Raw genomic sequence first — 12,801 nt, forward strand, 5'->3', positions numbered from 1 at the left:
GCCCCGCAACATGACCAGCGCCAACCCCACTGTCCTAACCAGCACATTGATGACGTCAACGCTTGGCGCGGGCGTCCCACATCGCCTATTTGCGCCAGAACATCGGAGTCAACAACACCAGCACCGTCAGAATTTCCAGGCGCCCCATCAGCATGCCCACACATAACAGCCACTTGGCCGCATCGGGCAAAGTCGAGAAATTTCCGGCAGGGCCAATGATGTCGCCAAGCCCCGGCCCCACATTGGTGACAGCCGTGGCTGCCCCGGTCAGCGCCGTCACCAGGTCCAGCCCCAAAAGGCCCAGCGCCAGTGCCAGACCGGCAATGGTCAGGAAGAAGAAGAACGAGAAGGCGACGACGCCTCGACTGATCTCGTCCGATAGCGGGACGCCGTTATAGCGCGATACGAACACGCCATGGGTATGGATCAGAAAACGCAGCTGGCTCAGCAACATCTTGATAGCCACCTGAAAGCGGAAGATCTTCATGCCACCGCTGGTAGACCCACTGCAGCCGCCCACGAAGGTCAGATAGAAGAACGCCATCGCCGCAAAGGGGCCCCACTGACTGTAATCATCGCTGGCATAGCCCGTGGTGGTCACCACTGACACCACATTGAAAGCAGTGTGCGTCAGCGCCATGAATCCCGGCTCGCCACGCCATACCCGGTAGAGGGTGAGCGCCACAATGACGACCACTAACAGCCACAGCAGACCGCGTACCTGCTCGTCACGCCACAGCGCCAACGGTGCGCCTCTCAGGCAGCGGATATACAGCACAAACGGCAAGGCGCCGAGCAACATGAACAGCGTAGCCAGCCACAATAGATGAGGCTGATCGGCATAGGCCCCGAAAGAAGCATCCGAGTTGGCAAAACCGCCGGTCGACGCTGAGGTCATGGCATGGACCACCGCGTCCAGTGGGGTCATGCCACCGAGGGCATAGGCCAGCGTTGCCGCCAGGGTACCGAACACGTAGATGCCAAGGGTGGCCTTGGCGATTCCGCCGGTACGCGGCATCACCTTGTCCGACCAGTCAGACGACTCCGTCTGGAACAGGCGCATCCCCCCGACCTTGAGGAATGGAAGGATGGCGATACCCATGACGATGATGCCGATGCCCCCGAGCCACTGCATCAGGCCACGCCATAGCTTGAGGCCATCGGATAGCCCATCGATATCCGTGAGGATGGTCGAGCCGGTGGTCGTGATCGCGGACACCGACTCGAACACCGCATTGGTCAGCGTCAGGTGGGGCGCCCCCAGCACCAGAGGAAGACTGGCGAAGCCACTGATACTGAGCCAGCTCAGGGTGGTCAGCACGAACATCTGCCGGGTCTTGAGCTCCACCGGGATGCGCCAGGTCAACCACCAGCACACCAGCACCGTTGCCAGTACCGTCAACAGCGAGCGGGCGAAGGCAGGAGCATCACTGTCGCCCTCCCATAGCAGTACCCCCCATGGCAGCAGCATGAACAGCGCCAATACCAGCCACAGCACCGACAGCACCTTGAGCACAGGAGCCCAATCCAGCCACCAGCGCAGCATCCCAGTCCCTCGGGCCATAGTGGTTCTCTCACTGATTGTCGGCGCTCATCATAGACCAACGGCGCACCCGGAAAAGCCCCTTCTGCTCACACCCTGATGTGATCACGGATGACAGAACGGCACGACATGGCGACAATAGCGCGCCTTGAGTTCGCATTCACGCCATAGGTACCCCCACGATGTCTCTGCCCCTGCCCATTCTTTACCAGGACAACGACCTTGTGGCGGTGCACAAGCCTTCAGGGCTGCTGGTTCATCGAAGCCCCCTGGCCCGAGGAGAAACCGAGTTCCTGCTGCAACGGCTGCGCGATCAGCTGGGGCAACGGGTCTACCCGGTGCATCGACTCGACAGACCGACCTCAGGGGTGATGGTGTTTGCCCTGTCACCTGAGATGGCCGCGCCGTTGAGCCAAGCCTTCAGCGAGCGCCACGTCGACAAGCGTTATCTGGCAGTGGTGAGGGGCATCGGGCCCGATCATGAGCGCATTGATCGAGCGCTGCGGGAAGAAGATGGAACACGCCCAAAGGCCGACATGCCAGCCATGCCCGCCATCACCGAGGTGCGACGGCTCGACAGCGTGGAGCTGCCGGTGCGTATCGATCGCTACCCCCAGGCCCGCTATTCATTGATGGAAGCCACACCAATGAGCGGCCGACGCCACCAGATCCGCCGACACCTCTCTGGCATCGGTTACCCCATCATTGGCGACGCCAAGCACGGCAAGGGCAACCATAACCGCTTCTTTCGTGACCAACTGGACTGCGATCGCCTGCTGCTGGCCGCCGTGAACCTGGCATTCGAGCACCCCCGTGAACGCCACCGGCTTCAGCTCTGCTGCCCACTGGATGACACCATGACTCGTCTATTCGATCGCTTTGGCTGGCGCGCTCACCTTCCTCGGCCCGGCGCTGACCTGACGCCGCCAACGACCCACCGAGATCGCCCATGAGTAACGATATATCCCACCAGGACAACGACTACGACTTGCGCTTCGGGGGCATTCGCCGCCTATATGGAGCGACCGCCGCCCAACGCCTCGCCCGCGCCCACGTGGTGGTGGTCGGAGTGGGTGGCGTCGGCAGCTGGGCGGTGGAGGCGCTGGCGCGAAGTGGTATCGGCAAGTTGACCTTGATCGACCTCGATGACGTCTGCGTGTCCAACATCAATCGTCAACTGCACGCACTGGACGGCACCATCGGTCGTCCCAAGGTGGAGGTACTGGCCGAGCGCTGCCGAGCCATTCACCCCTGTATCGAGGTAGTGACCGATGTGGCCTTCGCCACGCCCACCAATCTCGCCGAGCGCATTCCTGCCGATGCCGATCACCTGATCGACGCCATCGACAGCGTGGTGGCCAAGGCCGCGTTGATCGCATGGTGCAAGCGCCGCAAGCTGCCCCTGACGGTGACCGGCGCCGCCGGTGGCCAGACCGACCCTACGCGAATCAAGGTCGCCGACCTGACCCGCACGGAACACGACCCGCTGCTGGCCAAGGTTCGCTCACGCTTGCGCCGAGACCATGGCTTCTCGCGCAACCCCAAGCGACGCTTCAGCGTCGAGTGCGTCTACTCCGACGAACAGCTGGTCTATCCCGGACAGGATGGCGAGGTCTGTCACACCAAACCTGGTGCCGGTGAGGCCACTCGATTGGATTGTGAAGGCGGTTTCGGCGCCGCCACCTTTGTCACCGGCAGCTTCGGCTTTGTCGCCGCTTCCCGTGCGCTGGCCAGACTCACCCGGGTCAACTGAGCAAGCGCCTTGCCACACCGCCAGACACCTTACGGGCCAGCCACGCCACGGGCCTCACGAAAAAGCCCAGCCCGAAGGAAGTCCGGCGTCCATCATGTCAGGAGACGAGCATGACACCCCTTTCCCATCCTCCGGTACCCGGCATCTATCGCCACTACAAGGGCGCGCTTTACGAGGTCTGCGGCGTCGCCCAGCACAGCGAGAACGAGGAGGCGCTGGTGGTCTACCGCGCGCTGTATGGCGACTACGGCCTGTGGGTACGTCCGCTGGCAATGTTCTGCGAAACCGTTCAGGTCGACGGGGAGAACCGACCGCGCTTTGCCCTCGAGAAGGCATTTTGAACGACAACAAGGCGATTTTTAACGCCGTATCACCAAGCGCAGGCACTTTTCGTGCAAGCCCTAGGCAGTAAAGCCGCCATCGACGGTATATTGTGATCCCGTCACAAAGGCGGCCTCATCGGAAAGCAGGAACGCCACGACATTGGCCACTTCCTCCGACGTTCCGATACGCCCGATGGGATGCAGCGCAGCAAGCGATTGATATTCTTCACGGCTCAACGCATCAAGCAGCGGCGTGTCGATGTAGCCGGGATGCACGGAGTTGATGCGAACGCCCTGGGCGGAATACTGAAGTGCTGCACTTTTGGTCAACCCCGATACCGCGTGCTTTGCCGCGGCATACGGCACATAGTTAGGCGTACCCAAGAGGCCCAGGACGGACGCTGTATTCACGATGGCCCCACCGCCACCCGCAACAATGGCGGGAATCTGGAATTTCAGGCCATAGAAAACCGCATCAAGGTTGATATCGATGAGCTGCTTGTACGCCTCGATATCGACGTCGTGCAATGGCCCTTGCGGGCCGATGATGCCGGCATTGTTGAACGCTAGCTGCAAAGCCCCGAATTCTTCGACGGCAAACGCCACCGCGGCCTCATTCACGGCGGGTAACGTGAAGTCTCCGCCGAATGCGACCGCCTTGCCACCCGCTGCAGCGATCTCGTCCACTACCGCCAAGGCAGCCTGTTCGTGCAGGTCTGCGACGATCACCGCCGCGCCTTCGGCGGCTAACTTGACGGCTGTCGCCTTCCCGATCCCGGAGGCCGCGCCAGTGAGCAGTGCTGTCTTTCCCTCGAACCGAATCGACATGAGTCTTCTCCCTTCTGCAGGGGACATGCGTGCGTACGCAGCAGGCGTACATCGCACAGCGTCGTAGCCTCTCAGTGCTCAGGTTGCTGCGCATCAAGCAGATTAGCAGACGGCCAGCCGCGCGCTGGCCTCAAGGTATCGCTCCGGCAGGCCGATAGCCGGCTTGATCATGGCCAAACGCGGGACGCGGCTCACCGCATGGGCCCTCGCGAAGTGGCATCGCGCTTCACCGCCACCTTGACGGCCTCCCGATAGAGCACAGTTATCTCCATCAGGCGCACGTGTGCGGCAGTGCCTTCGAAGAGTAGGACTGCGAGTTCCCGCGTCCACTGGCTCACCAGAAAAGGCCGACCCCAGTGCGCGCCAAGCGCGATCTAGGTGCTACGCCCAGGACTCACCGCTGTGTGGGTGGCCTGTCCTACTCGTGATCAGGGATCTTCTGATCAGCCTGATCGAGGGGGAGCAATTGCTCCCATTTCCGGGTCGGCGTCACAAGCAAAAGGGGAGGCCAATGGCCTCCCCTTTTTTGACATTCTGGATTTAGACATTCTGCGCTTAAACATCCAATGCCTCATCCAACGCCTGGACATCCAGCACCGCATCAGGCGCTGGATAATGTCACAGGTTACTCTTCGCCGCCGGCTTCCTGCATTTGCTTGTGCAAATAGTTCTGCAGGCCGACCTTGTCGATCAGGCCAAGCTCGGTCTCGATGATGTCGATGTGCTCTTCCTCGTCGTCGAGGATCTTCTGGAACAGATCACGGCTGACGTAGTCCCTCACCTGCTCGCAGTAGGTGATGGCTTCGATCAGATCATTGCGACCCGTGTGCTCTGCCGCCAGGTCAGCCTCGAGCATTTCGCGAGTGTCTTCGCCAATGTGCAGCTTGCCCAGGTCCTGCAGGTTGGGAATCCCTTCGAGGAACAGAATGCGCTCGATCAGGGTATCAGCGTGGCGCATTTCCTCGATGGACTCGTCGTACTCCCACTTCGCCAGGCGCGCCAGGCCCCAGTCCTTGTACATCTTGGCATGGAGAAAGTACTGGTTGATGGCCACCAGCTCGTTGCCCAGCACGGTGTTCAAATGCTGAATGACCTTGGGATCGCCTTTCATGGGAAGCTCCTCATTGCTTGTCGGTGGTGACCGACCATGCGTTGCCAGTCGACTTGCTATCAATGAACGAGGCTCTGCTACCGCCCCGTTTGCGTATCGTTATTGGACTGCCATCCGCCGGGGGCATTGCCTCCCGCCTCAAGCATGACCAACACACTGGCACGACAAAAGTAGCCCTACCAGCTCCTGTTAAGAAGCAGTATAGGCTACGAATGAGAAAATTCAATCAAATCAATAACTTGATAAAAAGAACTACAACGATATTGATTGCCAATTCAGGCGAGAGAGACCCTCGACAAGACTGCTGGCGGCTGCCATAACCGTCTCAGGATCAACCGCTTACACCGCCACTTACACCGCATAGGCGAGCGATTCCAGCTCGACGCTCGTGGCTTCCTGGATGGCATCACGGGTGATTTGTTTGCCTACACAGGCACACTTGCCGCACTGAGTGCCACAACCAGTCTCGCGTTGCACCTGGCGCCAGCTGCGCGCACCGTCGTCGACGCTCTGACGAATCTGGCGGTCACTGACCCCTTTGCACAGGCATACGTACATTGCCATCTCTCCTGAATCACTATAGGCAATGTAAATGATTCCCATAGAGGTACGCAACCTTTTCGAGAGTTATTCGTATTCGCTTTCGCTAAAGATATGAATTTCCATGATTCCGCTCAACTTCTGACGCCGCCGTTCAGGCAAGACGTCAGCGTGCGAGGCCCATAACGGACGTAAAAAGAAGAAAGGCCAGACAGGAGAAAGCAGGTGAAGGACTCACCAGGAAGAGGATGGGCCGTGCACAAGGCAGGCCTGGACCACGAACGCTGCGACGCCCGCGCGAGCCATCACGCGTCCATCAAGACCGTTTAGGCAGCACCACGACTTGGGTACCGGAGGCCAGGTCCGCCCAGCTGCGTCGCTCGCCGTCAAATACTACCCAGATGTGCCCAAGCCCCAAAGGCAGAAAGGACACCGCCCCTACCGCAAACCGCACCATGGTCTGACGCAAGCTGATAGGCGCCCCGTCACTCGTCTGCACCCGCAAGCGCCACGCCTGCATGCCCAGAGTCATGCCGCCGCGGCGCCAGAAGAAAGCGAAGAAGGCAAACGCCGCGGCTACCAGCAGCAGCCTGAGACTGAACACTTGCCACACACCAGCGCCTACCTCTGCCGGTGCCAGCCCCAGTACCTTGCGCACCACCAGCACGTGCAGCGTGGTAATGGCGATCCAGATGGCGAGCAGCAGAAAACCGTCGTAAAGCATGGCACCGAGGCGGCGCCCGAGCCCCGCCGGCCAGACATCATCAAGATCGGTAAAGCGTCGATTCATGGCAATTGCTCGACCACATCAGCGCACGCCGGCAGAGTGCCCGCGCGCATAGCCTAACCACAGACACCGGCCCAGCCGGTATCCTCCACGCATCAACCGGATCGTCTCAGCAGGTGCAGGCCCAGCAGGGCGCACACCAATGTAGGTGCAAGCACCGCCCAGGCAGGAGAGAAACCGAACACGGTAGACGCAGGCGCCAGCAGGTCCTGCAGGTACTTGAACACCAGTCCGGTAATCACGCCGTAGAACACCCGTGTGCCAGCGGCTACTGTCCGCAATGGACCAAACACAAAGGACGCTGCCACCAGGACCAGTGACGCCATGGTCAAGGGCATCAGCATCTTCTGCCAGAAGTACAAAAGCGGCTGGGTAGCATCCAGGCCCTGGTCATCCAGGTAACTGGCATACGCCCACAGCTCACTGGGCGCCTGGGTTTCCACATCCCGCAGCAGCCGCGAAAGCTGGGTCGGCGACAGACTGGTTTCCCAGCGCTGGTCCGGCACCTTGATGACCTCGGTGCGATCATCAGTGAAGCGAGTGACTTCTACCTGTTGCAGCTGCCAGTGCTGCCCCTGCCAGACCGCTCGATGGGCCGTCGTCACCGACTCCAGGCGATGGCCATCAAACTCATAGCGAGTCAGATCCAGCACGGTATCGTCGGCGCGTATGGCACCAAATCGATAGAAATCGTCGCCTTCGCGCTGCCAGCCGCCACGCTCGGTGACCACGGCGCCCTCGCCTTGCATCTGCTGTACCTTCCAGGCGTGGGCAAACTGCTCCGTGCGTGGGCTGACGAACTCGGCCACCGTCAATACGATCACCACCACCAGAATGATGGGCTTCATGACGCCCCAGACGATCCGCGCCAACGAACGGCCCGCTGCGCGCATGACGGTCAGCTCGTTGTTGGAGGCCATGCTGCCAAGTCCGATCAACGCACCGATCAGTACGCCTACCGGCGCATATTGGTAGAAGCGCCAGGGCAGCCTCAAACACAGAAACAGGAACACCTCGAAGGCGCCATAGCCTCCCTCGATGTCTCCCAGATCGTCGATGTAGGTGATGATGAGGTCGAGACCCAGCAACACCACCTGTACCACCAGAATGGCACCCAGCACATTGCGGGCGATGTAGCCGTCCAGCCGATCGAGAATCATCCGCTCATTCCCTTGCGTTGGGCGTTGAATGCCAGGCCCAGGCCAAGCAACAGAAAGCCTGCGTGAATAGGCCACATGCCGATGATGGCCGGCAGCGTCCCACCACCGATGGCATCCATGGCGGCCAGCAGCATGCTGAGATAGGCCACATAGAGAAAGATCGCCGGCAACAGCTTGGCGAAGCGCCCCTGACGTGGATTGACCCGCGACAGGGGTTGGGCAAGTAACGTCAGCACAAACACCATCAACGGCGCCCCCAGGCGCCACTGCAGCTGCGCCTTGGCTTCCGGGGTGGGGTCCGCGAGCAGCGCTGGGGTAGTGGCAAACTCGGCCGAGTCCGTTTCTACGGCCTCGACTGCCCGGGCCAGGCGGACGGCATAGGTGCCGAACTCCAGCCGCTCGGCATCGGCACGCCCTGCTTCCGCGCTGTAGCGCTCACCATCTTCCAGCACCAGATAGCGGCTACCGGTATCCGGGTCCACCGTCTGGTATCCCTGGGTCGCCCGGGTCACCACGCTTTCGGGAGACCCGTCGCTGCGTTTCTGGCGCTCGCTGATAAACACCTCCTGCATGCGCTCGCCGTCTGCCGAGACGTCGCTGGCATAGGCAATGCGGCCACTGCCGAACTCCTGGAAGCGTCCGGGCGCCAGCGCCGAGAAATCAAGCTTGCTGCGCTGCTCTTCCAGTACCAGCTCGTTGTGCAGCGCACCGGCCGGCGTCAACCACAGACTGAACATCCCCACCAGCACCGCCACCAGAGTGGCCGGGACCAGGCTGACCGTCAGCAGCCGATTGGGACTGGTGCCGCAGGCCACCAGTACCGTGATTTCGCTGTTCAAGTAGAGCTGGCCATAGGCCAACAGGATGCCCAGGAAAAATGCCAGTGGAAGAATCAGCTCAAGAAAGCCGGGCATGTGGTAGAGCATCAGAGAGCCAAGAATGCTCGCGGGTATCTCGCCCTCAGCCGCATTGGCAAAGTAACGGATGAAACGGCTACCCATGATGACCAGCAACAGCACGCCAGCCACTGCCGACATGGTCAGCAGGATTTCACGGGTAAGATAACGAAAAATGATCAATGCACACTCCTGGCCATGGGCATTCCCAGCTGTCTTCCTTGCTCCAGTGTAACCCCGGGGCGAGTCGCCTTGCCTGAGGCGTTGCCTGATCCCGCCAACGCTAACGGCGGCCATGCAATCCACAGGGTGCTTGGGTACACTGGGTGGACTCGGCATCGTGCCGGCATTATCCAGAATCCCCCTACGCTTGTCTTGTGGAGTCAGCATGGAATTCCCTGTAAAGACGGCCAATCCGGTCAAGATCGAGACTGCCTGCCTGGTTATCCCGGTGTTCAAGGACGGCCAGCTCACCCCTGCCGCAGCCAAGCTCGATGACGCCAGCGAGCGCCTGATTGGACAGCTGATCGAGCGCGGCGACTTCAACGCCAAGCTGGGCAACGTTCAGCTGGTGCCCTTCGCACCGGGTCTGTCTGCCGACCGCCTGCTGCTGGTCGGCTTCGGCGATCGCGCAAAATGTCAGGAAGGTGCCTTCTGCAAGGCCGTCGATGCCGCCTTCGCGGCGCTGTCCCAGCTCACCATCGATGAAGTCTCGGTCGCTCTCACCGATGTGCCGGTCGATGACCGCGACGTCGACTGGAAGGCCCACAAGATTGCCGAAAGCGCACTCCGCGCCAGCTACCGCTTCACCGACTTCAAGAAGGACGCCGGTCCTGCCCCGAGCCTCAAGAGCGTGTCGATTCTGCTCAGCGAGGGCGATGACCGCGCCTCTGCCGAAGAAGGCGCTCGTCAAGGCGCCGCTGTCGGCACCGGCATCAACCTGGCGCGTCAACTCGGCAATCTGCCCGGCAATGTGTGCACGCCGCGTTATCTGGCCAGCGAGGCCGAGCGCCTGGCGGCAGAGTCCGCGGGTGCCCTGACCACCGAGATCCTCGATGAAGAGGCATTGGAAGCGCTTGGCGCTCACTCGCTGTTGTCGGTTGGCCATGGCAGCGATGAACCCTCGCGGTTGATCGTAATGCGCTACCAGGGGGCTGACGACGAGAACGAAGCCCCCCACGTCCTGGTCGGCAAGGGCATCACTTTCGACACTGGTGGTATCTCGTTGAAGCCTGGCGCGGGCATGGACGAGATGAAGTTCGACATGTGCGGTGCCGCCAGCGTGTTCGGCACCGTGGCCTCCGTGCTGGCCATCAAGCCGAAGATCAATCTGGTGGCCATCGTCGCAGCGGCAGAAAACATGCCCAGCGGTCGTGCAACCAAGCCTGGCGACATCATCAAGACGCTGAAGGGGCTGTCGGTGGAGGTGCTCAACACCGACGCCGAAGGCCGCCTGGTCCTGTGCGACGCCCTGACCTATGCCGAGCGCTTTGAACCCGCCAGTGTCGTCGATATCGCCACCCTGACAGGCGCCGCCATCATCGCCCTGGGTCATCACGCCACCGGCCTGATGTCCAACGATGACGATCTGGCCCTGGACCTGCTCGATGCCGGCGAGACCGCCTGGGATCGCGCCTGGCACCTGCCGCTGTGGGACGAGTACCAGGAGCAGCTGGACTCCAACTTCGCCGACCTCGCCAACATTGGCGGGCGTCCGGCGGGGACCATCACCGCCGGCTGCTTCCTGTCACGCTTTGCCACCGACTTCCCCTGGGCACACCTGGATATCGCCGGCACCGCCTGGAACAGCGGCGCCGCCAAGGGTGCCACCGGTCGGCCGGTAGGCCTGTTGACCCGCTACCTGCTCGACCGCGAGTCAGAGGTCGTCGCCAGCGACGACTGAAACAGCGTCTGTCAGGCCAGGCGGTCTGCACTGACAACCCAGGCAGCGCCAGCCCCACGACAGTGATGCTGCCTTGTGACCATGACCAGGCTTCCCCGACAGGGGGAGCCTGTGTCATTCTGGCTCTATCGGCAGGAGCGCATTCTGCCCGCCCCATCCTGGTCGAGCCCCTGACTCGACCCCGATCCGCTGTCGCCGCTTGCCATTGCGGCGCGATACGATTCTGGAGAACGACCCGTGTCCATCCAAGGCTTCTCGCTCGAGCCCAACGCCAACGCTACCGATGCGAGCATCCGCAACACTATTCTCGAGAACCCGGGCTTCGGTCGTCACTTTACCGACCACATGGCTCACATCCGTTGGACCGAAGACGCCGGCTTCCACGGTCATCAGGTACGCCCTTACGGCCCGCTATCGCTGGACCCGGCGGCATCCGTGCTGCATTACGCCCAGGAAATCTTCGAGGGCATGAAGGCCTACCGCCATGCCGATGGCAGCGTCTGGACCTTCCGCCCCGAGAAAAATGCCGCACGCTTCCGTGCCAGCGCTCGTCGCCTGGCCTTGCCGGAACTCTCCGACGAGGACTTTATCGGAGCCATCAAGGCGCTGGTTGCCCAGGACGTCGAGTGGGTACCGACGCCGGCAAGCGAGGCTGAAGAGTCCAGCCTTTATCTGCGTCCCTTCATGATTGCCTCCGAGGCCTTCCTGGGTGTGCGTCCCTCCAAGGAAGTGGATTTCTACGTTATCGCTGCACCGGCCTCGGCGTACTTCAAGGGCGGCATCAAGCCGGTGTCCATCTGGCTGTCCTCCAACTACAACCGTGCGGCCCCCGGCGGCACCGGTTCTGCCAAGTGCGGCGGCAACTACGCGGCGTCACTGCTGGCTCAAAAAGAAGCCTTCGACCACGGCTGCGACCAGGTTGCTTTCCTCGACGCTGTCGAGAACACCTGGGTCGAGGAACTCGGTGGCATGAACCTGTTCTTTGTCACCCGTGACGGGCGCCTGGTCACGCCCCGCCTGACGGGCACCATTCTCGAGGGCGTCACCCGAGACTCCATGCTGCAGCTGGCCCGTGACGAAGGCCTGACCCCGGAAGAGCGTCCCATCAGCATTGATGAATGGCGCGACGGCGTCGCGTCCGGCGAGATCACCGAGGTGTTCGCCTGCGGTACCGCGGCGGTGATCACGTCCATTGGTCGACTGGTCAGTGAAGACGGCGTCATCGAGCACTCAGGCAGCAATGAAGTGGCCAGTCGTCTGCGCAAACGCCTGCTGGACATCCAGTATGGTCGCGTCGAGGACACCCACGGCTGGTTGACGCGACTGGTCTAGCACCCGCCGTTCCCCCAACCGCCTCAAGCCACTTCAGACAACAGGCCGCCTGCGGGCGGCCTTTGCCGAGTTTTCAGGTCAGATTGCATGACCAAGATCGACTTCTACATCCTTCCCGACACCACGCTGGAGGCGCGTATCGCCTTCGCCTGCCGGCTGACCGAAACCATCGCACGCAAGGGCTACCGTCTTTACCTTTACGCCGAGGACGAAGCCATGGCCCGCGAGCTGGATGAACGCCTGTGGGACTTCCGCCCAGACGCCTTCGTCCCCCACGTCCTTGAAGGCAGCGACGACGCCAGCATCGAAGCGGCCAAGCGTGTGGCTGTGACCATCGGCTGGGAAGGCCCGCCGGCAAGCCTGGACCCGCCTCCCCAGGCCATGCTCAACCTGTCGCCGGAGATTCCCGAGTGGTTCTCCCGCTTCGAGCGGGTGGCAGAAATCATCAACCAGCATCAGGACGTGCTGACGGCCAAGCGCGAGTGCTGGAAGACCTACAAGCAGCGCGGCTATCCCGTCACCCCGCACCAGCTAAAGGGTCAGGGGTAAGTACCGTCTTATTCGCCAGCCGATACCCTGACGCCCTGCTTCAGTTCAGGGTATAATCGACGCCATTTTTCGCAGG

13 protein-coding genes are annotated in these 12,801 nt (G+C 61.6%); 6 read left to right on the forward strand and 7 right to left on the reverse strand.

The features are described 5' to 3' along the window. Positions 1–85: 85 nt before the first annotated feature. Positions 86–1,564, reverse strand: coding sequence for a TrkH family potassium uptake protein (locus KUV72_RS05965; protein ID WP_222237744.1), 1,479 nt, complete (start codon positions 1,562–1,564; stop codon positions 86–88). Between the two features lie 161 nt (positions 1,565–1,725). Here KUV72_RS05965 and KUV72_RS05970 point away from each other — a divergent pair, with 161 nt between their 5' ends. The 3 genes from KUV72_RS05970 to KUV72_RS05980 all read left to right on the forward strand — a co-directional run bounded on the left by KUV72_RS05970 (position 1,726) and on the right by KUV72_RS05980 (position 3,637). Beyond that, positions 1,726–2,496, forward strand: a complete 771-nt coding sequence (locus tag KUV72_RS05970; protein ID WP_222237745.1) for a pseudouridine synthase — start codon at positions 1,726–1,728, stop codon at positions 2,494–2,496. Next, positions 2,493–3,296 (forward strand): tRNA cyclic N6-threonylcarbamoyladenosine(37) synthase TcdA, encoded by an 804-nt coding sequence (tcdA, locus tag KUV72_RS05975; protein WP_222237746.1) that lies wholly within the window; start codon positions 2,493–2,495, stop codon positions 3,294–3,296. The genes KUV72_RS05970 and tcdA overlap by 4 nt, the downstream gene beginning before the upstream one ends. A gap of 110 nt (positions 3,297–3,406) precedes the next feature. Further along, a complete protein-coding gene (locus tag KUV72_RS05980; protein ID WP_222237747.1) occupies positions 3,407–3,637 on the forward strand; it encodes a DUF1653 domain-containing protein in 231 nt (76 codons plus the stop codon). A gap of 60 nt (positions 3,638–3,697) precedes the next feature. Here the strand turns inward: KUV72_RS05980 and KUV72_RS05985 are convergent, their stop codons facing one another. The 6 genes from KUV72_RS05985 to lptF all read right to left on the reverse strand — a co-directional run bounded on the left by KUV72_RS05985 (position 3,698) and on the right by lptF (position 9,124). Next, a complete protein-coding gene (locus KUV72_RS05985; protein WP_222237748.1) occupies positions 3,698–4,447 on the reverse strand; it encodes an SDR family NAD(P)-dependent oxidoreductase in 750 nt (249 codons plus the stop codon). Between the two features lie 625 nt (positions 4,448–5,072). Then, entirely contained in the window at positions 5,073–5,558 is a 486-nt protein-coding gene (gene bfr / locus KUV72_RS05990; RefSeq protein ID WP_206941638.1) for a bacterioferritin, read from the reverse strand. A 351-nt stretch (positions 5,559–5,909) separates the two neighbouring features. Beyond that, the gene (locus tag KUV72_RS05995) at positions 5,910–6,116 is read right to left on the reverse strand and encodes a bacterioferritin-associated ferredoxin (protein ID WP_206941640.1); all 207 of its coding nucleotides are present in this window, start codon (positions 6,114–6,116) and stop codon (positions 5,910–5,912) included. A gap of 298 nt (positions 6,117–6,414) precedes the next feature. Then, positions 6,415–6,888, reverse strand: coding sequence for an RDD family protein (locus KUV72_RS06000; protein WP_222237749.1), 474 nt, complete (start codon positions 6,886–6,888; stop codon positions 6,415–6,417). A 92-nt stretch (positions 6,889–6,980) separates the two neighbouring features. After that, positions 6,981–8,045, reverse strand: coding sequence for an LPS export ABC transporter permease LptG (gene lptG / locus KUV72_RS06005; protein WP_222162576.1), 1,065 nt, complete (start codon positions 8,043–8,045; stop codon positions 6,981–6,983). Next, complete coding sequence (gene lptF, locus KUV72_RS06010) at positions 8,042–9,124, reverse strand: LPS export ABC transporter permease LptF (protein ID WP_206941647.1); 1,083 nt, start codon at positions 9,122–9,124, stop codon at positions 8,042–8,044. Before lptF ends, lptG begins: the two co-directional genes overlap by 4 nt. A gap of 205 nt (positions 9,125–9,329) precedes the next feature. Between lptF and KUV72_RS06015 the strand changes: the two genes are divergently transcribed. The 3 genes from KUV72_RS06015 to KUV72_RS06025 all read left to right on the forward strand — a co-directional run bounded on the left by KUV72_RS06015 (position 9,330) and on the right by KUV72_RS06025 (position 12,725). Next, a complete protein-coding gene (locus KUV72_RS06015) occupies positions 9,330–10,844 on the forward strand; it encodes a leucyl aminopeptidase (protein ID WP_222237750.1) in 1,515 nt (504 codons plus the stop codon). A 237-nt stretch (positions 10,845–11,081) separates the two neighbouring features. Beyond that, positions 11,082–12,176 (forward strand): branched-chain amino acid aminotransferase, encoded by a 1,095-nt coding sequence (locus KUV72_RS06020; RefSeq protein WP_206941651.1) that lies wholly within the window; start codon positions 11,082–11,084, stop codon positions 12,174–12,176. An 87-nt stretch (positions 12,177–12,263) separates the two neighbouring features. Further along, positions 12,264–12,725 carry a DNA polymerase III subunit chi gene (locus KUV72_RS06025; protein WP_206941653.1) on the forward strand — a complete coding sequence of 154 codons (462 nt, stop codon included), beginning with the start codon at positions 12,264–12,266 and terminating at the stop codon, positions 12,723–12,725. Positions 12,726–12,801: the final 76 nt, after the last annotated feature.

The organism is Halomonas sp. DP4Y7-1, assembly GCF_019800705.1.
Classification (GTDB): domain Bacteria; phylum Pseudomonadota; class Gammaproteobacteria; order Pseudomonadales; family Halomonadaceae; genus Halomonas; species Halomonas litopenaei_A.

Excerpts from the sequence above, each read along its gene's own strand:
- KUV72_RS05965 (WP_222237744.1), bottom strand. The coding sequence starts at position 1,564 with ATGGCCCGAGGGACTGGGATGCTGCGCTGGTGGCTGGATTGGGCTCCT.
- KUV72_RS05970 (WP_222237745.1), top strand. The coding sequence starts at position 1,726 with ATGTCTCTGCCCCTGCCCATTCTTTACCAGGACAACGACCTTGTGGCG.
- tcdA (WP_222237746.1), top strand. The coding sequence starts at position 2,493 with ATGAGTAACGATATATCCCACCAGGACAACGACTACGACTTGCGCTTC.
- KUV72_RS05980 (WP_222237747.1), top strand. The coding sequence starts at position 3,407 with ATGACACCCCTTTCCCATCCTCCGGTACCCGGCATCTATCGCCACTAC.
- KUV72_RS05985 (WP_222237748.1), bottom strand. The coding sequence starts at position 4,447 with ATGTCGATTCGGTTCGAGGGAAAGACAGCACTGCTCACTGGCGCGGCC.
- bfr (WP_206941638.1), bottom strand. The coding sequence starts at position 5,558 with ATGAAAGGCGATCCCAAGGTCATTCAGCATTTGAACACCGTGCTGGGC.
- KUV72_RS05995 (WP_206941640.1), bottom strand. The coding sequence starts at position 6,116 with ATGTACGTATGCCTGTGCAAAGGGGTCAGTGACCGCCAGATTCGTCAG.
- KUV72_RS06000 (WP_222237749.1), bottom strand. The coding sequence starts at position 6,888 with ATGAATCGACGCTTTACCGATCTTGATGATGTCTGGCCGGCGGGGCTC.
- lptG (WP_222162576.1), bottom strand. The coding sequence starts at position 8,045 with ATGATTCTCGATCGGCTGGACGGCTACATCGCCCGCAATGTGCTGGGT.
- KUV72_RS06015 (WP_222237750.1), top strand. The coding sequence starts at position 9,330 with ATGGAATTCCCTGTAAAGACGGCCAATCCGGTCAAGATCGAGACTGCC.
- KUV72_RS06025 (WP_206941653.1), top strand. The coding sequence starts at position 12,264 with ATGACCAAGATCGACTTCTACATCCTTCCCGACACCACGCTGGAGGCG.